14 protein-coding genes are annotated in these 21170 nt (G+C 35.9%); 6 read left to right on the forward strand and 8 right to left on the reverse strand.

What is annotated here, in order from left to right:
- The 5 genes from ACRASX_RS12115 to ACRASX_RS12135 all read right to left on the reverse strand — a co-directional run bounded on the left by ACRASX_RS12115 (position 1) and on the right by ACRASX_RS12135 (position 8775).
- Positions 1-1980 carry an LTA synthase family protein gene (locus ACRASX_RS12115; RefSeq protein WP_432221406.1) on the reverse strand — a complete coding sequence of 660 codons (1980 nt, stop codon included), beginning with the start codon at positions 1978-1980 and terminating at the stop codon, positions 1-3.
- A gap of 98 nt (positions 1981-2078) precedes the next feature.
- On the reverse strand, positions 2079-3425 hold the full coding sequence (locus ACRASX_RS12120; protein ID WP_432221407.1) for a glycosyltransferase family 2 protein: 1347 nt from the start codon (positions 3423-3425) through the stop codon (positions 2079-2081).
- A complete protein-coding gene (locus ACRASX_RS12125; RefSeq protein WP_432221408.1) occupies positions 3419-4486 on the reverse strand; it encodes a HEAT repeat domain-containing protein in 1068 nt (355 codons plus the stop codon). The genes ACRASX_RS12120 and ACRASX_RS12125 overlap by 7 nt, the downstream gene beginning before the upstream one ends.
- 12 nt (positions 4487-4498) lie before the next feature.
- The gene (locus ACRASX_RS12130; RefSeq protein ID WP_066307861.1) at positions 4499-4852 is read right to left on the reverse strand and encodes a response regulator transcription factor; all 354 of its coding nucleotides are present in this window, start codon (positions 4850-4852) and stop codon (positions 4499-4501) included.
- Between the two features lie 11 nt (positions 4853-4863).
- Entirely contained in the window at positions 4864-8775 is a 3912-nt protein-coding gene (locus tag ACRASX_RS12135; RefSeq protein ID WP_432221409.1) for a response regulator, read from the reverse strand.
- A 621-nt stretch (positions 8776-9396) separates the two neighbouring features.
- Between ACRASX_RS12135 and ACRASX_RS12140 the strand changes: the two genes are divergently transcribed.
- The 3 genes from ACRASX_RS12140 to ACRASX_RS12150 all read left to right on the forward strand — a co-directional run bounded on the left by ACRASX_RS12140 (position 9397) and on the right by ACRASX_RS12150 (position 11289).
- Positions 9397-10494: a sulfatase-like hydrolase/transferase gene (locus ACRASX_RS12140; protein ID WP_432221410.1), complete on the forward strand. Its 1098-nt coding sequence runs from the start codon at positions 9397-9399 to the stop codon at positions 10492-10494.
- Between the two features lie 106 nt (positions 10495-10600).
- Positions 10601-11029 carry a hypothetical protein gene (locus ACRASX_RS12145; RefSeq protein ID WP_432223091.1) on the forward strand — a complete coding sequence of 143 codons (429 nt, stop codon included), beginning with the start codon at positions 10601-10603 and terminating at the stop codon, positions 11027-11029.
- Positions 10996-11289, forward strand: coding sequence for a hypothetical protein (locus ACRASX_RS12150; protein WP_432221411.1), 294 nt, complete (start codon positions 10996-10998; stop codon positions 11287-11289). The genes ACRASX_RS12145 and ACRASX_RS12150 overlap by 34 nt, the downstream gene beginning before the upstream one ends.
- Before the next feature lie 65 nt (positions 11290-11354).
- Here ACRASX_RS12150 and trhA read toward each other — a convergent pair whose 3' ends face one another.
- From trhA to ACRASX_RS12165, 3 genes are all read right to left on the reverse strand, one after another.
- On the reverse strand, positions 11355-11993 hold the full coding sequence (gene trhA / locus ACRASX_RS12155) for a PAQR family membrane homeostasis protein TrhA (protein ID WP_432221412.1): 639 nt from the start codon (positions 11991-11993) through the stop codon (positions 11355-11357).
- Between the two features lie 190 nt (positions 11994-12183).
- Positions 12184-12699 carry a hypothetical protein gene (locus ACRASX_RS12160; protein WP_432221413.1) on the reverse strand — a complete coding sequence of 172 codons (516 nt, stop codon included), beginning with the start codon at positions 12697-12699 and terminating at the stop codon, positions 12184-12186.
- Between the two features lie 41 nt (positions 12700-12740).
- On the reverse strand, positions 12741-14336 hold the full coding sequence (locus tag ACRASX_RS12165; protein WP_432221414.1) for an FMN-binding glutamate synthase family protein: 1596 nt from the start codon (positions 14334-14336) through the stop codon (positions 12741-12743).
- A 983-nt stretch (positions 14337-15319) separates the two neighbouring features.
- Here ACRASX_RS12165 and ACRASX_RS12170 point away from each other — a divergent pair.
- From ACRASX_RS12170 to eno, 3 genes are all read left to right on the forward strand, one after another.
- On the forward strand, positions 15320-18106 hold the full coding sequence (locus tag ACRASX_RS12170; RefSeq protein ID WP_432221415.1) for an aconitate hydratase: 2787 nt from the start codon (positions 15320-15322) through the stop codon (positions 18104-18106).
- Positions 18107-18332: 226 nt separating this feature from the next.
- Positions 18333-19727, forward strand: coding sequence for a mercuric reductase (locus ACRASX_RS12175; protein WP_432221416.1), 1395 nt, complete (start codon positions 18333-18335; stop codon positions 19725-19727).
- 106 nt (positions 19728-19833) lie between these two features.
- Positions 19834-21117 (forward strand): phosphopyruvate hydratase, encoded by a 1284-nt coding sequence (gene eno, locus ACRASX_RS12180; RefSeq protein ID WP_432221417.1) that lies wholly within the window; start codon positions 19834-19836, stop codon positions 21115-21117.
- The last annotated feature ends 53 nt before the right edge of the window (positions 21118-21170 follow it).

The raw sequence follows: 21170 nt of genomic DNA on the forward strand, positions 1-21170 counted from the left end.
TTATTTGATTTTAAAATAATTTGTCACTACCGAATCAGGTAAAAGCTTTTGGGTCTCGTAGAACTTTGAATTCATGGTTTTAAACTGATTGAAGTTTTGATTGACTTTTTTAAACATAGCAGGTCTGTTTATTAAACTTTCCTCCAGATTTTTTAATTGGTACAGCTGCTTGTCTTCTAAATGGTAGTTTCCATATACGTAATCAATCAGTTGACTTTTGCTTTTCATTATTGGTATTCCTATGATACCCAACTCTGGGTTTTGCATAAGACCGCGTCCGACCCAAGCCACACTGGAAGGTGTGTTTAGATTGTAGTTGGCTTTGTAATAGGCGAGTATCGACGGTACAATATCAAAATGACTTACTACATTGTTAAATACTTTTGCTTCTTTAAGCAGCGGAGAATAAATGACTAAAGGAACATGAAAACGATCAATTTTTGATTGCAATGTAATTTCTGGCATACTGTGATCTCCAGTAATGATGAAAACGGTATTCTTAAAATCTTTTCTCTTCTTATAATTCTCAAAAAAAGTACGAACCGCATCATCAGCATTCAATAGTGAGATTAGTTGTTTTTTATTATTAATAGACCACTTTTTTTGTTCGGGACTTAATTGACCTGTAGCCAACCTATTCTTGTACATCTTTTCATAATAATCAGGATTATTGATCATAAAAGGATTGTGTGATGACAAGGTTAATATAGCATTAAAGTAGGGCTGGTTTTGGGACTTTTGCACCTCAAGCATTTTTCTAAAAACGGCTTGATCTTCATATCCCCAACTATCCCCATCGTTGCCTGGCAATTTTTTGTATGTTTCGTTAAATGAAAATTGATCGACGATGTTGTCTACTTCGCTGTATTCTAAAAATTCACGAATTCGATCAAAAGAACTGTTTCCGCCATAGAAGAAACCCGTTTCGAATCCATTACTTTTCAAAACATTATAAAGATTAAAATGTTCTGGTGTTTTTTTTATTTCTAGAAATCCATTCTTTCCAAAAGGCAGCGACCCAGTTAACGTTGGGATCGCCGCAAAAGTTCTACCGGCAGAGCTAAGTGTATTTTCCCAATACAAACTTTTATGTCCTAATGAATCTATGAAGGGTGTAAAATTTCCAACGTAACCTTGCGGCGAACTGTAAGCATGTCCCAAACCTTCGATCATGACTAAAACAAGATTAGGTGTTTGGTCTGATTTTCTTAAATACGGCCCAAGAAAGTCTGGAGTTGTCTCTTTTCTCCAAAACGGAAAAGACTCGTCAATCCCATCAGTACTTGCGATCCTATCATTAGAATCACCAAATAACTCGGTTATCTCAGGATGATTGCTGAGGTAGTTGTCTAGATTTGAATTAAAGAAATATGCTCCTTTACTTTTAACAGCATTTTCACTAAAGTCATTGGCATGAGTTTCGTTTTGTACTTGTAGTAAATCAGATGGGATTATAAATAATACTAAGCCAATACCGATGAAAGCCAATCCTACATATTTTGATTCAAACCAAGTTTTAGACGACATCCAAAAAGGTGTAAATGTAAGGGCGATTAAGATGGCAATTAATGCAAAGTTGGTAACACTTAACATACCACTTGCCTGTAAAATTTGTCTCATCTCAGCTGAGTTGTAGAACAGTAAATCGGCTCCTAACATATTGTGGCTTTCAGAAAAATAAAGAAAAAGTAAATAATGGATAACGACAAATAAAGTACAAGTGGTCAGCGCAAAAAGCTTAGCCCAACTTTCTTTAATTGAATTAAGTATGCTATATATAATGCCTAAAACTGCAATTGTCTTACAAACAAATAGCAAATTATCTAAAAATAACGAAAGCGCTATTGGCGATTGTTTTAAATCTTGAACCGTGTACGTATACCAAGCCCATTCGGCTCCAACTCCTATAAAAAATAATAGGATCAAAACTGTAGCAAAAGCGCCCCATTTTTTGAGACCTTGACTCAGTATTGCAAACACCTTTTGTGTAAAAGGTAAGTTTTGGTTTTGTTGATTGAACCCTTGTCGGGTCATTTCTCCCCAAGCATGTGATTTTTTAAAATAATCAACAAAACCGCTTACGCCCGCTCTAACAACATAGGATGAAAGTAGAACGGCTCTAGTAATGCTGTCCCAATCAATGCAATAAAATCTTTTCTTTTAGCATATACCTGATGGCTAACCAAATCTACTAATATTCCATAAATTGAAAATAGAAATCCTGCAGCTAAGACTAAAGCAAATAAAATTAAGAAGAAAGACCAGTTAATTATACCCAAAAAAAGAAAAATGAAAAATACGATATAGCCAAAAAACTCAATTAGAGGACCTAGAAATTCGAAGAAAAACCAGTACGGAAGACTAACCATTCCTAGTTTTCCGTATTTTGGATTAAACATCATTCTTCGGTGTTTCCAAAGCGTTTCCATAGTTCCGCGCATCCATCTGTTTCGTTGCTTTTTAAGCACTTCTTTTGACTCGGGAGCTTCGGTCCAACACAATGGGTCGGGGATAGTTAGTACTTCGTAAGGCTCTTTCTTTTCCTCCATATACTTGCGCATTCGCACCACGAGCTCCATGTCTTCGCCTACCGTATTTCTATCGTAACCGCCGCAAGCTAAAACTATTTTACGGTCAAAAACACCAAATGCACCCGATATTAAAATAAGTCCAGAAGCGCGCGACCAGGCCATGCGGCCAAGAACAAAAGCTCTGATGTATTCTAGAGCTTGAGTGCGACCTAAGAGTGTTTTGGGAATGTTAACATCGGTAACTTTGCCGTTTTCAATTTTGCAATTGTTAGCCAACCGAATCACGCCGCCGCATGCAATCAATTTCTTATCCGTTTGCTGTAGAAATGGCTTGGCTAATTTTAAAATAGCATCTTGCTCCAGAATACAATCTACATCAATACACACTAAATAGTTTCCGGTAGAAACATTGACACCCACATTTAATGCGTCTGCTTTTCCACCATTTTCTTTATCTACAACGACTAATTTTTTAAAGGCAGGATTTTTACTTTTATAAACACCTCTTACTGTATTGGTTTCTATAGTGCCTTGCACAAAAAACGAGATCTTTTCTAGCTCATAAGCTTCAATTAGCTTTTGTATCGAATCGTCCTTACTCCCGTCGTTGACAATTATAATTTCTAAATTATGATAAAAAAGAGAAAGTAACGATCTTACATTCTCTACTATGGTTATGCCTTCATTGTACGCAGGCGCGATGATACTAAAAGTGGGTGCATTTGGATTGGACGCAATAATAGTATAGTCTGTAAATGTATTCTCTTTTTTGTAACGCAACACTGCGCCAAGAGCGTAAATGGCGATCCATCCGTATACTAAGAATACAGCTGTTCCGTAAATTAAAAATAACCAAATGATACTCTCATAAATAATGTTCGAAAATTCTAACATATTTTTTCCTGTATTGAGTGATTTATAATTTGTACAAGTTCATCAGAAGAATCGCTATCCTTTCTAAGTGTAATTAAATACTCTTTTTGATCTAATTCTAAAAGCGCTTCTGCCGCAAATATTCTTAATTTAACCAAAGAATGTGTAGTCAATTGTTCTTTCAAAAATTCAATCGATCTAGGATCTTTTGATGTTTTTAGTATTCGTACGATCTCGACTTGAACTTCTTCTGATTGGTTTTTGAAGGAATCGGTAAGGTGCTGTATTGTTGTAGAATTCTCTAGTGATTGTACCGTCTCTACTGCTTGAATTCTAACCTGATCCGATCTATGGTTAAATAAGTTAAGTACCGAAGAATATAATGACAACAGCTGAAATTTTCGCAATAAGCGAAGTGTAAAAATAACTACCGAATCATTTTCGCTACGCAACCATAGATCAATTGATTCTTCAGATCCTGAAGGGATATCAGTGATAGACAATAACAAACGAAGTTGTTGCCATTCTGAAATTACATTCGGAATAGTATTTAAAAAATTTAAACCGTCAAAACCTTTAAGATTAATCATAGCATATTGTGCTTCCTGATAAACTATGGGAGAGGCATGTGTTAAAAAAACGGCTATGTTGGGCAATGCTTTTTGAACTCGCATGGCACTTAATTCTTTAATTCCTCCTGCAATAAGCGAAGGTTTTTTTTGGTAAATTTTATTAAAAGCTTCTTTTTCTAACTTATAATCGGTAAACAGTTTATTGATTTGCTCATTTGCTGCACCCGAAAACTTTTTTTCGGACTCTACTAATTTTTCCAGAAACAAATCTCTAAACGATGAATTCTCGGAAAATGGTTCTAAATTATCAGCCGAAGTACTAAAATCACCATCGTACACAATCGCATTTAAAACTTTATCATTTATTACCGTAGACCATTTTAAAAGGAGGATTAGTTTTTTAAATTGATACAAACTAAAATATAGCACAGCTACTATCATTAGAAAAACTACTACTAGCACTCCTAAAAACGTGTCAAAAAGAAATCGAAATGAAATTTCTAAAATCAATATTTTGCTGTGTTATTTGGTTAGTCTCTTTATCCTTAATAATAATTCATTGGGACTAAAAGGTTTCACAATAAAGTCTGAAGCGCCCAGATCAAAAGCATTTAGAATGACACCTTCTTGACCCATACTTGAAAGCATGATAACAGGAATTTTTTTTCCCATCTCATTTATGGCCGAGAGAATCTCTACCCCTGAAGCGAAAGGCATCATGATGTCTGTAATAATAATGTCTACAGCAGTCTCTTTTATAATTTCTATGGCATCTTTGCCGTCTCTGGCAAGTAGTACGTCGTATCCTTCCTTTACAAGTTTATGTTCAATTGTCCTTAATATTAATTCGTCGTCTTCAGCTATTAAAATCAACATATTTCAATTTTTTAGATTAACATCTGTTTCATTAAATTTACACCTATTTCTAATTCTTCTTTGATTCCGTCTTGAATAGAATCGTAATCGTTGGTATACTCAATTTTATTTTCCCATTCTCCTGCACAATCTGCGAGTTTATATAATCCAGCGGTTCCAGCAGTTCCTTTTAATTTATGAAGTAAGTTTTTGATTGACACAGCATCTCTTTTAGTAACTTCTTCTTTCATATTAATAGCGGCTAATGTTAATTCGTTGATCACAAGATTGAGAAACATTTCTTTAAAATCAGCATCTTCGCCTATTTGTTCCAGAAATAGCGGCATATCTATGTGAGCTTCATAATCTATAAGTGCACTCAAAGACGGCTCTAAAGTGTACGGAATATGTTTCAACAACATCTCAGAAAGATCAGCCTGTCTGATTGGTTTAGGTAAAAAATCATTCATTCCTGCCTGTAGACATTTTTCTTTTTCTCCAAGTACATTACCCGCAGAAACTCCTATGATTGGCACGTTTGCATATTCTGCATTGAGGCGTATTTGTTTGGTAGCTTCAATACCATCCATAACGGGCATTTGAACATCCATTAAAATAATATCAAATTGTGTGTTTTTACAGGCATTTAATGCTTGAAAACCATCAGTCATTTCTGTCAATTCAACACCAGGAATCAGCGATTGCATCATTCTCCTATTGAGAACCATATTTACGGGATTGTCATCGACCAGTAATACATTTAGCGATTCTGCAAATAATAGATTCGCTTGATCAGCTAGATTATTCTGTTCTGTAGACTCATCAACCTTGGTATTGGCTTTTACTGCGCGTCTTAACGTTGCATACAATTCTTCAGATTTTATTGGTTTAAGCAAGCAAAATGACTTTTCATCTTGACGAAATTTATTGATAATTTCTTCTTCTTCTGAAGAAGTATGCAATACCACTAAAGGTGAAATTTCGTGCTGATTTTCAAAAATTAATTTGATTTTTTCAATAGTTTCTAAGCCAGAAATTATAGGCATGCGATAATCCATCAAGATTAAATCAAATCGTTCACCAGTCATCAAGATCTGAATTGCTTCCAATCCATTTGCAGCTAATTTCGAATCGATATTTTTATAAGCCAACATGTGTTGGAGAATAATTCGGTTGTTTTCGTTATCGTCTACAATCAGTACTCGCTCTATGTTTAAATCTTCACTTTCATCAAAACTGTCCATTTCGTAAGGTACAGTGAGATCAAAATAAAACACAGAACCTCCTGTTAGTTGACTGGTAAGCGTCAGTTGGCTTCCCATATATTTCAAAATATTATTCGAAATCGTTAGACCCAAACCAGTTCCTCCATACCGTTTACTTACTGAACTGTCTTCCTGCGTAAAGGCATCAAAAATACGCTGTTGTTTATCTAACGGAATGCCAATACCAGTATCGCGAACAGCAAAGCGCAAAGTCAAATTAGTATCATCAATCTTTAACTTCTCTACTTTAAGCTCAATTTCACCACTATCAGTAAATTTTACTGCGTTGCCTAGTAGATTTATTAATACTTGTTTAATTCTAGCCTCGTCCAACAATAACGTTTTTGGAAGTCCCTGTTCAATATTTAAAAGAAGTTCAATATTTTTTCTTTGCGACTGGTACAGTATTACATTCACCACTTGACTGACCAAATCGTATATATTACACTTGTCAATTAAAAGCTCTAGTTTGCCCGATTCTATTTTAGAAAAGTCAAGAATATCATTAATAATAGTCAGCAAGCTTTCGCCAGATTCATTAATATAATTAAGATACTGAACCTGTGTTTCATTTAAAGGTGTTTTAAGTAAAAGGTCAGAGAACCCGATTACTCCGTTCAAAGGCGTACGAATTTCATGGCTCATATTGGCTAAAAATTCAGACTTGGCTCTATTAGCTATCAAAGCCATTTCTTTAGCTGCTTGAAGCTCTTGCGTCGTCTTAACACTTTCAGTAATGTTCTTAGTAGAAACTATTATGCCTCCAATAACCTCATCAGAAAGATACCAAGGACTAACTTCTATAGTATAATGTTGAATTTCTTCTTTATGCGGAAGTTTTATAGTTACATCTTCATTTTTATACGATTTACCTTTAAGAGCTTCGATGTAAATTTTTCTTCTCTCTTCGGCAACATTAGTCGTAATCTCAAAAACATGTTTGCCTATTAGTTGTGCTTCAGTCAGTGAGATTTCTTCTGCCCAATTAGCACTAGCTGCCAAATAATTAAGTTGCTTGTCAAACATTGCCACAGCTACAGGCGCATACCTAATAAACGACTGCAGCATGGCCTCTTTTTCAGCCAGTTCCAAGTATAATTTTTTAGACTGATCAATGTCTTGAATAATGCCAAAAAGTTTAGTACAAACGCCATTTTCAAACTCGGGAACTCCTTTTATTCGTACCCAAATTACAACTTCGTCTTCGCGTAAAAGTTGTAGTTCGTCATCGAACGAAATGCCATCTTGTATTGCTCTTTCAATTAAAAAATTTAGACGTATGCTGTTTTCTCCTTTATAATATCCAACTGCATTATCTAAAGTTGGCGTAAAGTCACGCGCTACTTTATGAATTTCTTTCACCGACTGTGACCAATAAACGGTGTTTGATTTAAGGTTTAGCTCCCATCCACCAACTTGCGCCACTTCGTTAGTTTGCTCGAGTATTTTTTTAGTATAGATTAAATCTTTTTCGAGAAACACACGATCTGTAACGTTTAAAGCAGTGCTTACCACATACTGCTTACCTTCTTCATCAACTTCTACGATGTTGCTATACATCCAAATTACTTCTTCACCATTTTTCTTTTGGAGTAGCATATTGCCAACGTCTTCACCTTTGGCTGAAATGTTGTCTAAGTATTGATCAAGTAAATTCCAATTTCGTTTAGGAACCAAATCCTTCAAATTCATTCCGTTAATTTCTTCTGCAGAATAATTTAGTAATTCTCGTCCTTTTTTGTTAACGTCCAAAATGTTACCCTCTAAGTCGTGAATGCTCATTAAACCAATTGCATTTTGAAAAAAGTTTTTGAATTTTCTCTCAGAGCTTTCTAGTTTTCGGTTTTCTTCGATCTGACGAGAAATGTTTCTACCAAAACAAAAAACATCTGACTTATCCTCCTTTTGCTTTAAAACCCACTCGATTGTTATGGCAGGCGAGTTGTTTACTTTTTTACTAGTGGTAAAAACTACCTTATCTGTACGTTCAAGATCTTCTTTTAAATTTTTTAGTTCCTCTGAGTTTTTATCTATAATTTTTAAAAAACTTTGGCCAATTGCTTCTTTCCTTTTCACATTAAAAGTTTCTTCCAATGCTGGATTTACATCTTTAATAATTAGATTGTCATCCAACACAATAATTAAATTATTTGAAATACTTACAATCTCTTCAAAATAATCGGACTGTATGTTTCTTTTCTTAGCTAATAGAATCTTGGTAATAGCCTCAGCCATTTTATGTAGAGAATCTAGCTGTCGCTCGGTAAGTTCTTTCGGCTTATAATCGATTACGCAAAGTGTTCCTAATACAAAACCTTCATCATCTTTTAGAGGTATTCCTGCATAAAAACGTATTCCTGCCTCAAGTACGATTGAATTACTTTTTGAACGTTCGTCTTGCAAAGTATCAGTAATTACCAAGGTTTTCTTGGCAGCAACCACATATTGACATACGGTACTCTCACGAGGCACAACGTCTACTGCCAAACCAATGCAGCTTTGTACATTCTGCGTATCCTTTCCCATCATAGAAATCAGAGAAACAGGACAGTCTGCTATTAAAGCCGCTCCCTCGGTAAATATGTCTAGCTCAGGCTTTTTTTGCACAGTGAGCAAATCAAAAAATTCTAATTTTTTGAGACGTGATTCTTCGTCTTCGGCGTTTAGAAATGTATTCATAAAATTTAATTGGAAGGTTTGTCGGGTAACTTACAGAAAAAATATAACAACTCAAATATAAAGTTTTGCAAATTAATACTAGTTCTTTCACAGATCTTAAACTGTGCTATCAAAAATTAAAGTAGTTAAGATACTAAAAATACTGCATTTTAGCAATTTTAAGAAATTAGGAAAAGAGTATAGAAAGTCAATCAAATTTTTTATAGGTAAATAGTGCAATTCATTAAAATTTTCAGTTCACTTGTACTTTTTTATGTAGCAACTTTAATTGAATTGTTGAGTTTTTTAAAAAAAAAATTTATGAATATCCTACTTGTGGAAGACGACACTAAAAGGATGTAAAAAGTATTTCTTACCAATACTGAATATAGCTGCAATAAATTTTAATCGATCATGATGCTTCTTTTAATTAATTCTTGCAATGTCATATTCTCGCCAAGAAATAAAGATTTCTTAATCGTATAAGTTGTGGTAAATAAAAAAAATGCCGTCACATTTGTAAAAATAATTTCGTTAAGAATGTTTAACTTTAATTTCTTATAAAAACATACTAGTATTTTGTGCCTAATAATGGCGACATAAAAAGCATCAATAAAAATTCACTTAAATAAATAAGATAAAATGAATAGATCGATTATACTTGCAACTGTAGCAATCTTTACTTTTTTTGGAGGAAATGCACAGCAAAAACAGACGAACAAAAATACTAAAGTCGTCTTTATTACTCTAGATGGTTTTCGTTGGCAGGAATTATTTACGGGAGCCGATGAAAAATTAGTGAGTAAAAAGAAATATGTTGACGATAAAAAAGAACTGAAAGAAAGCTTTTGGAGAGATACACCTGAAGAGCGAAGAGTTGCCTTAATGCCGTTTTTTTGGAATGAAGTAGCTAAGATGGGACAATTACACGGAAATCGAAATTATGAGAACAACGTAAACTTAACGAATACTAGATGGTTTTCTTATCCAGGATACAACGAGTTATTAACTGGAGCCGCAGACGATAAACACATCAGAAGTAATTCTAAAGAAAATAATCCCAATAAAACTATTTTAGAAAAGTTAAACAACCAGCCCAAATATAAGGGTAAAGTTGCTGCTTTTGGTAGTTGGGATGTATTGCCATTTATTATAAACGAAGAACGTTCTGGTATTCCTGTAAATGCAGGTTTTGAGTTAGCCAAAGGGCAAAAAATTTCAGAAAGAGAGCAGTTTTTAAATGAATTGCAACCCAACTTGCCATCCCCTTGGGAAGCCGTTCGTTTTGATGCTTTTACATCTAATTATGCGTTGGAGTATATGAAGAGAAAACATCCCGAATTAGTTTATATTTCTTTTGGAGAGACGGATGACTTCGCGCACGACGGAAACTATAGTGCCTATTTAAACTCAGCACACGCAACAGACCACTTAATTAAAAAATTATGGGAGTTTACACAGCAAGATTCTTTCTATAAAAACAATACTATCTTTATTATTTCAACCGATCACGGGAGAGGTACAGAACCATTAGAAGAGTGGAGAAATCACGACTCGAAAGTAAAAGGAGCAGATCAAGTTTGGTTAGTCGCCTTTGGTAAAGATGTTAAAGTATTAGGAGAAGTACAAACAAAAGAGCAATTGTACAGCAATCAGATCGCGCCAACTATCTTAAAACTATTAGCGCCAACTATGAAAGATAATGACATGAAGGGCGAAACATTAAATCTTCAAAAATAGCATTTATAGGTGCTTGAGTTGACAAGAACTACTTACAAGTGAAAAGATTTTTATTCAAGTTGTACCTACAAAAAGGTTAAAGATCAATAGAGAACGACAAGATGAAATAGCGTTTAACAGTCATAAAAATTATAGTAACGGACGAGTTAATGGTTTTTTTGATGATCTAATTCTACCGATTGGTAATGTTGAAACGGATGGAATACCGAGGTCAAATACAAGTCTAGAGCAGTTAGCAAAACTCAATCCTGTATTTGACAACAAATATGGTCAAGGTTCAATCACGGCTGGAAATTCATCTTTATTAAGCGATGGCGTAGCAGGACTATGGGTTTGTGGAGAAAAAGCGAAAGATAGATTTTCAACAACTTCGTATGCGGCACAGTTGGTCGATTGGGAAATTAATGCAGTAAATATTGAAAGAGAAGGTCTTTTGATGGCTACTACCTTTGCACTTCCTAGATTGTTGGCGAGACATAAGTGCGGTACGAAGCTATCCATTTGTGGGAGATACACGAGGCATTCGGAGCGTTAATAGTAGCAAACGTTCAATTATTAGAAGATCCCATGCACCTTAAAAATGTGGGAACTTTATTCGACTTTGGAGCTTTTCCTTGGGACAATCTAAATCCAAATGACGGAAGTATTGCCATAGGACATCTTTTTGGAGCGACTGGCGCAAGAATTATTAGCCAAGCGATTAAAGAGCTGTCTCTATTAGGGCCTGGTAAAAAAGCGATCGTAAGTGTTTGCGCTGATGGTGGGCTTGGAACAGTAGTTTTATTACAGACTTAATTTAATAGGAAACATTTTAAAGGTTGACACTGTTGGTATTTATTCGAAATTAAATTTGTAATTCGTTACACGGCCATCAAAATGGCAACATAGTGACAAACTGCAGCACTTAACACAAAAAAATGCCAGATTGCATGGTTGTACGGATATTTGGTCCACAGATAAAATATAACGCCCAAAAGATAAAGTAAGCTTCCTATAAGAATCATGGTCATTACTGCAGATGGAATAGCATCAAAAAAGGTGCGACCTCCAACGACCATAATGCAACCCATAGCGACATAAGCAAAAGTAGAAACTACATTCCACTTTCCGGTAAAAAAGATTTTAAATACAATTCCTAATGCGGTCAAACTCCAGAGTATAACTAGTAAAGTAATACCAAAAGTATTATTCATATAAATTAATATAAATGGAGTGTAAGTACCTGCGATTAAGAAGTAGATACTGATATGATCCAAAATCTTGAAAACGCGTTTCGCTTGTACATGTTGAAAACCATGGTAAAGTGTCGAAGAAGTAAATAGCTGCAGAAAACAAAAGCCATAAATCGCAGCACCTATAACTCCTAAGGTATTGTCGCTTTTAATCGCAAAGGCGATTAGAATTGGAATTCCTACAATGCCAAAAATGATTCCGAAGCCATGAATAATGCTGTTAACTAGTTCTTGCTGAATTTGTGTGTTGGGGTTCGAGGCTTGCATAAAATAAAATGTTGTTGAGTTTATAAAGATAGTAAAACTACATAAAGGACAAGAATGTCTTTTATGTAGTTTTAAATTTTATTAAGTAAAAGAGGCGGCAGATTGTATACTTGTTTATTACAATTAATCTTTATTATGTAGTAATTTCTATAAGCAAAATACTTTCAGATAAAAAACAGGATATTTTCCATCATTCTGCAATACTTACAATTTCATCATAATCATATCCCGCTCTTAGTAAAGCTCTTTTGGCTGCCTCCAGAGCAAGAGGTATTGTATTTGGTGGATGAACAGGAACTTCTTTTGTCGCTCTCAGCTCTTCTAAAAGCTGTTGCGTTTGTCCCTGTGTCAAAGATTCACATATATCGTACAAACCTCCAGTCTCTTCTTCGGCAATATTGTGATTTTTTAAAATGTATCGAATCACCTTAAGCAAAGACAGCGTAGGAACCGGAACCATTAAGGCAGTAATAGCACCGTGATCGAGTCGGTATTTCGGTATCAGTTCCGTGATCAGTTCCGGATTTACTTTTTTTGCAGTAGGAAAGAGCAATTTCTCTTCCATCTTGATGTGTCGCAGCAATCGGCTTCGAAATTGATGGTAGTAATTCAGTTCGATTCCGCCGGGTTGCTTCAGTGCTTTTTTTAGAAAGAGATCAATCTGACGGTGATCATTTTCAAAAAATTGATGTAAAGTTTCGCTCATAGCTATCGACTACTAATTTATAATATAAATGTAAAATTAAATTATGGATGAATTCCCCAACGAGTTTTATCCGCGAAAGCGAAATCCATTTTATATTTTGCAGGAACCTCTTCGGTAAGCATTGAGCCTACTTTTATCGATGGAAACAGCTCTTCATAAGTAATCATACTGTTGAGCGACACACGGCGATAAATATGCGAACGCATTAAGTTTTTCGTTTCCGTTACACCGGTGGCTCCCAAAAGTTCAGCAAAATTTTTAAGTGTTGTTTTATGATAATTGGCGACACGAAATTTTTTATCCTCGACCACTAATCCTCTAGTCAATTTGGGGTCTTGTGTTGTAATTCCGGTTGGACATTCGTTGGTGTTGCACATCAACGCTTGTATGCATCCTAAAGATATCATCATTCCTCTAGCTTGATAGCAGCCGTCAGCCCCCAACGCAATAACACGAGCAACGTGAAAAGCCGAAGTTATTTTTCCAGAAGCAATAATTTTAATGTGCTGGCGAATATCCAAGCCGTTAAGTATGTTGTGAACAAAATCAAGACTGTCAATTAACGGCGCACCGACATAATTACTAAACTCTGGTGGTGCAGCTCCTGTTCCTCCTTCGCCACCATCTACAGCGATAAAATCAGGATAAATATCCAGTTCAATCATGGCCTGACAAATCGAAATAAATTCACTTTTATAACCGATACACAACTTAAATCCAACTGGTTTTCCTCCAGATAAATCTCTTAATTTCTGAATAAATTGTACCATTTCTAAAGGTGTATCGAACGCCGTATGATAAGGAGGTGAGGACACTTTAGTGAACGGTTTAATATGGCGTATTTTAGCAATTTCTTCAGAATTTTTTTCGGCAGGTAAAATACCTCCATGTCCTGGTTTTGCTCCTTGCGATATCTTAAGTTCAATCATTTTTACGTTCGGATTCTTAGACTTTTCAGCGAAGAGTTCGGGGTCAAATTTTCCTTCTTCATCTCGGCATCCAAAGTAAGCTGTACCAATTTGCCAAATCAAATCTCCATCTTCTTCTAAATGATGATGACTTAAACCTCCTTCACCAGTATTATGGGCAAAATTCCCAATTTTAGCACCTGCATTTAAAGCTCTAACTGCATTGGCACTTATTGCTCCAAAACTCATAGCCGAAATATTGATTATACTCGAAGAATACGGATGTTTGCAACCTTTATTACCAATCAAGATTCTAGGATCATGATTTATAGTATCGAAAGGCTTTGGCGCTATCGTATGGCAAATCCATTCGTAGCCTTCGGCATATACGTCGAGTTGGGTACCAAACGGAATCGTGTCGCGAACGCCTTTTGCGCGTTGGTATACTGTAGAGCGATCTACTCGATTAAACGGTCGGCCATCAATATCAGACTCAATAAAATATTGATACATTTTGGGCCTTAATTCTTCCAGTACAAAACGCAATCTTCCTAATACAGGATAATTTCGCATGATCGTATGTTTCGTTTGAGAAAGATCATAATATCCCAGAATTGTGAATATTAAAATAATTCCGAAAAGTACATACCAATTTGAACTTAAAAAATAGCCTAATGCAAATGTGATGATTAGCGCAATTGTTGTGGTTATATAAAAATTATTTTTCATGATGGACAGGTTATTAAATAATTAAAAGGGCAAATAGGTGATATAAGAAATTTGAACAATTACAGAATAAGCATTGTTTTTTTATTTTTTGTAAAAACAACGATATACAGCAAAGAGTAAGTATTGTAGTTGTAAGGAGGACAATAAAAGATTTTCTTAATTTTTTTAATCGGAAAATGAAGAAAGCAATTTCATTTTTTTGCTTAAAGTCATATAGTAAATAGCTTCTAAATTTATTTTCAAGACTTTGAAAACTGTTTGTTTACTTGCCAATTTAGTTTGGGGATGATTATTAACTTTCATATGTATTTAAATTACCAGATGATATAATTGATTAATACCACAATAGCCAGCCTTGATTTCTTCTGAATTATTGTTGCTTATGCTAAAGTTAAACAAATTAATTAAGAGAAACTTATCGGTAGCGATCGATCTCTCAAAAATTCCCGTTTTTAAACATAGTTTGCTAGTGGATTTTTTGGTATTCCCAACAAAATTCGTCGAAGTCCATAAGCAAGTCCAAGTCAATTTTGGTATTGTCCTCGAACTACGAATAGCAGATCTAGTGAAGATTTTCTATTTACACTTTAATTTAAGACTATATAAAAATTTAAAAGACCGCTACTATTTTCCGGCTATTTTTAATTATTGATTTCTTAATTACTGTACAAGCAACCTCAGCACTAGATAATATTAATGCTTCAGTAAAATATAATTTTTGTACTTTTAAGGATATATGTCTTACAATCATCGCGTTTTAAATACAATTATTTTTTAGCTACTTACAATTTTTCTAAAAAACGATACTGATTCGCTCAAATTGTAATACCAAATCAAATTAGATTCTGATTTGAAATATAACTAAAAAACATCAATTGTAATTCTTCCGCAATATCTGCCCGAAGAATCCTGCTTCGAAATGAATTACCACAAATTCTTGTGAATTTCTGGAGTATAAAAAATAGAATAAAACACTACAAATTATGGATAAAGATCCCTTTAAAGTAAAGAAAAAATTATCGCTCTTAGGAAAAGAATTTGGTTACTATAGTCTTTCTGTTCTAGAAGAGCAAGGCCACGAAATAAGTAAATTGCCGTTTTCTATTCGGATTTTATTAGAAAATGCACTTCGAAATTACGATGGATTTTCAGTAACACAAGAAAATGTTGAGACATTGATGAACTGGAAACCCGAAGCTTCAGATAAAGACATTCCTTTTAAACCAGCGCGGGTTTTGATGCAAGATTTTACGGGAGTTCCAGCAGTGGTTGACATTGCAGCGCTTCGTGAAGAATTGGCTCGAAAAGGAAAAAACCCCGAAACTATAAATCCGCTGGTTCCCGTAGATTTGGTGATTGACCATTCGGTACAAGTCGATTATTTTGCAACCGATTATTCTTATGGTCGAAATATGGACGAAGAATTTAAACGAAATGTGGAGCGCTACCAATTTTTAAAATGGGCGCAACAATCTTTTGATAATTTTCGCGTGGTACCGCCTGGAATGGGAATTTGTCATCAGGTAAATTTAGAATATTTCTCTAAAGGCGTTATTGAGCGAGATGGGGAATTATTTCCAGATACATTGGTCGGTACAGACAGTCATACACCCATGGTCAACGGAATTGGAGTAGTGGGTTGGGGTGTTGGCGGTATTGAAGCCGAAGCAGCCATTTTAGGACAACCGCTCTATTTTATCATGCCAGAAGTAGTTGGTCTTAAACTTACCGGAAAACTGCCGCTAGGTTCCACCGCTACAGATTTGGTACTTACTATTGCTAATATTTTAAGAAAAAAAGGAGTAGTAGGAAAATTTGTTGAGGTTTTCGGTCCGGGATGCAATCACCTTTCCGTTCCTGATCGGGCGACGATTGGTAATATGTCACCAGAATTTGGCTGTACAATTACCTATTTTCCTATAGATGATAAAACGTTGGAATACATGACGCTGAGCAATCGTTCTGAAGAACAAATTGCAATCGTAGAATCGTATTGTAAGACAAATATGTTGTGGCGAGCAGATGAAGATAAGATTCAGTACACGGCTATTGTCGAGTTGGATATGTCAACAATAGAACCTACTGTGGCTGGACCAAAACGACCACAAGATAAAATACTTTTGCGTGAATTTAAACCCAAATTCGTGTCCTTATTGCATGATTTCTTTGGACGAAATTATATTGAGCACAATAAGAGAGAGATCATTCGATCGATAGACAAATTTGATGGAGAAGGAGGAGACCAACCCACTTATAAAGCACCAGAAAATGCAGAACCATCTAGTGTAGAAACTATCGAAAAAAACGGACTTAAAACAATATGGATCGATAGAGGAGATGGTAAATTTAAATTGTCAGATGGTTCGGTGGTTATTGCTGCCATTACTTCTTGTACCAACACTTCAAATCCATTTGTGATGATTGGCGCCGGTTTAGTCGCCAGAAAAGCGCGCGAGCACGGTATAAACGTAAAACCTTGGGTAAAAACGTCGCTTGCTCCAGGATCAAAAGTAGTTACCGATTACTTAGAAAAAGCAGACTTGATGACGGATCTTGAGGCGCTTAAGTTTCATTTGGTTGGTTATGGATGTACCTCTTGCATTGGAAATTCAGGACCATTGTCTCCAGCCATCGCACAAGCGGTAGATGAAAACGAACTGGTTGTGGCATCGGTTCTTTCGGGCAATCGAAATTTTGAAGCCCGCGTTCATCCGCAGGTGAAAATGAACTTTTTAATGTCGCCCATGTTGGTAGTTGCTTATGCTATTGCAGGACGAGTGGATATCGATTTGGTGAATGATCCAATTAGCTTTGACAGAAATTTGCAGCCCGTTTACCTAAAAGACATTTGGCCTACAGACGATGAAATCAATGCGATAATGAGTACTGTTTTGTCGCCGAAAGATTTTAAAAAGAACTACGATGAAATTTTTGAAGGCAACGACATTTGGAAAAATCTGCAAGTTCCAGAAGGCAATTTATACCACTGGGATAAAAACTCAACTTATATTAAGGAAATTCCATTTTTCAAAAATATTTCTGCCGCTGCGCCTGAACTACAAAACATAATAAATGCGCGCGCATTATTGGTTTTGGGAGACAGCATCACGACTGATCATATTTCGCCCGCAGGCTCTTTTAACGAGCATTCATCAGCAGGGAAATACCTGATCGAACAAGGCGTGCCCAAAGAAAGTTTTAATTCTTACGGAAGCCGTCGTGGTAACGATGAAGTTATGGTGCGAGGTACTTTTGCTAATGTCCGCATCAAAAACAAACTCGCCAAAAGCGAAGGTGGCTACACCAACTACTTGCCAACAGGCGAAGAAATGAGCGTCTATGATGCTGCAATGAAATACAAGGAAAGCAATACGGCACTTGTGGTTCTCGCTGGAAAAGAATATGGTAGTGGTTCGTCTCGAGATTGGGCAGCAAAAGGTACTTTTTTATTGGGCATAAAATGTGTAATCGCCGAAAGTTATGAGCGCATTCACCGAAGTAATTTGGTTGGACTTGGCGTACTTCCGCTGCAATATAAAATTGGCGATACCGCCGAGCAACTTGGCATTGATGGCACAGAAACCTTTACAATAAGTGGCATTTCAGAAGATATTAAACCGTTAAAAGAAGTTAAAGTGGTAGCACAGAAAGAGAACGGTGTGATAATAGAATTTAGCGCTATTGCACGTTTGGATTCTTTAATAGAAATAGAATATTATCGCAACGGCGGAATTTTGCAATATGTACTGCGACAGTTTTTAGAAAATTAAAATACTGTGAATAAGCGCGGTAAACTTTATAAGAAGATTAAAAATTCAAATTATTGAAGATATAAAATCATTTGAAACCTTTAAATCTGTGGCAACAAAAATAAAAGCGGCAAATTAATGCATAAGTAAAATAGGTTTTTAAATCGTTTTATTGTCAATCAAAAAGCAGAGACCATTTCACGAAAGTGAAATAATTTATACATATAATACAATTCAAAAATAGATCATGATTAAAGTTGATGCAATAATAATTGGTTCGGGACAGGCTGCGAAACCGCTGTCTCTAAAGTTAGCAGGCGCTGGATGGAAAACGGTCATGGTAGAAAAATCGGAAGCAGGACTGGGCGGTGCTTGTTTAAATGTAGGTTGTACGCCTACAAAAACATTAATAGCTTCCGCAAAAGTGATGCACGCCATAAAAACAGCGGGTAAACATGGAATCTCAGTTTCAGATCTTTCGCTAGATTTTGCTACTACTCAAAAACGAAAAGATAAAATAGTAGCTGACTCTAAAGATGGCCTAAAAAAGCGAACATCAGCTGCTGAAAATCTAGAATTGGTTTATGGAACAGCTTCGTTTATTGGAGAAAACGCAGTAGTTGTCAAAAAAAACAATGGTGAAGAGCAAGAATATACGGCACCGCATATTTTTATTGATGCAGGTACGCGCCCAACCATTCCTAAAATTAAAGGAATTGACACTGTAAAGTGGTACGATTCGACGGGAATTCTGGCATTGACTGAAATTCCAAAAAAATTAATTGTCATTGGTGGCGGTTATATTGGTTTAGAATTTGGCCAAATGTACAGTCGCTTTGGCAGTGCAGTAACTGTTATTGAAAGAGGCGATCAAATTATGTCAACTGAAGATTTTGATATCGCCGAATCGCTACAGGATCTTATGGAAGCAGAGGGAATGAAATTCATACTGGGATCTGCAGTTGAAGCGCTGGAAGAAGCCAATGATGAAGTTACCGTAACGTACAGTAAAGGCGGAAAAAACCATAAAATTACAGGAACACATTTGCTATTGGCAGTAGGTCGCCAATCCAACGCCGATGGTTTAAACACCGAAGCGGCTGGAATAGCATTGGATAAAAAAGGTTACGTTAAAGTAAATGGTAAACTAGAAACCAATGTCAAGGGCGTTTATGCCGTGGGTGATATAAATGGCGGGCCACAATTTACTCATGTGGCGTTCAATGATTTTGTGGTACTGCGCAATAATCTACTAGAAAAGATTGACAGTACAACTGATGGCAGAATTATACCGTACACGATGTACACAGATCCACAGTTGGGACGTGTAGGTTTGTCTGAAAATCAAGCCCGCGAAAAAGGGTTGAATTTTCATGTGATCTCGATTCCGGGAAAAAGAATTACCCGTGGTATTGAAACCGGAGAGCCGCAAGGACTTTGGAAAGCCCTAGTAGACAAAGATTCTGGCAAAATTTTGGGTGCTGCGATTGTTTGTACCGAAGGAGGCGAAATAGCAACGGTAATTCAAATGGCGATGGAAGGCGGCGTTCCAGCAAAAAACTTAGCAACAGGGATGTTTTCGCACCCAGCATATTCGGAATCATTGAATACCTTGTTTACCGAATTGTATAAAATAAAGTAGTTGTACTGACTTAGCGTGAAGTTTTTGTTTTAATAGTGCTTGCAAATTTTACGTCCGCACAAATTCACTAAATGAATAAATTAATTAATCAAGAATAAATTTTATTATGAAAATACAGAAAATTGACGCAATGGAAATACTCGATTCAAGAGGAAATCCAACAGTGGAAGTAAACATACAATTGGAAGATGGAACAACAGCCCGTGCCATGGTGCCAAGTGGTTCGTCTACGGGTGAGCGCGAAGCAGTAGAATTGAGAGATGGTGATCCAAAAAGATACCAAGGAAAAGGCGTACTAAATGCCGTGAACAATGTAAATACGACTATTGCCAAAGCTTTTGAGAACAAGGATTTTAGCAGCCAGCGCGAATTAGATCATTTTTTGATAGACCTGGATGGTACAGAAAACAAAGCCAAACTAGGAGCCAATGCAATTTTGGGAGTTTCTATGGCATTTGCAAGAGCTAAATCTATTAGTTCAAATATTCCGTTATATCAGTATTTAGGAGGAAGCAACGCGCACATTATGCCTGTTCCCTGTATGAATGTGATCAACGGTGGTAAACATGCAGACAACACAGTCGATTTTCAGGAATTTATGATTGCACCACACAATGCGCCATCTTTTAAAGAATCCATTCGCATGGGCGAAGATGTGTTTCATACTTTGAGATCAGTATTAAAAGCAAAAGGATTAAGTACAGGAGTTGGCGATGAAGGCGGATTTTCACCAGATTTAAAATCGAATGAGCAAGCAATGGAATTGATTTTAGAAGCCATTACGAAAGCGGGTTATTCGCCTGGTAAAGATGTGAGTATTTGCCTCGATCCTGCAACTAGTGAAATGTATGAAAATGGGAAATATAAATTTTTTAAAAGCACTCAAAAATTAGTGACAAGCGATGAAATGATAAAAATGTGGGAAAGTTGGGTGAACCAATATCCAATAGTTTTGCTAGAAGACGGTTTGGCCGAAAACGACTGGGAAGGTTGGAAAAACTTGACGGATAGCTTAGGTAACAAGACAGAAATTGTGGGCGACGATTTATTTTGTACCAATAAAAGCATATTAGCAGAGGGAATTAGCAAAGGTGTGGCAAATTCAATTCTGATTAAACTGAATCAAATTGGAACCGTTACCGAAACCTTGGATACGGTTGAACTTGCTTATAAAAATTCATACAATTGCTTTGTTTCGCATAGAAGTGGCGAAACCATAGATACATTTATTGCTGACTTAACGGTAGGAATCAATGCAGGTCATTTAAAAACTGGAAGTGGTTGTCGTGCAGAACGCGTTGAAAAATTCAATCAATTGATGAGAATTGAACAGCAATTGGCAAAAGGAGCCACTTTTGCAGGAATAGGTGCTTTTAAAAATGCAAAATAGCATTTGACATAAGCTGATAAGAAGTTTCTATATAATATAAGTATGAAACTAAA

Source organism: Flavobacterium sp. TMP13 (assembly GCF_050847115.1).
GTDB lineage: Bacteria > Bacteroidota > Bacteroidia > Flavobacteriales > Flavobacteriaceae > Flavobacterium.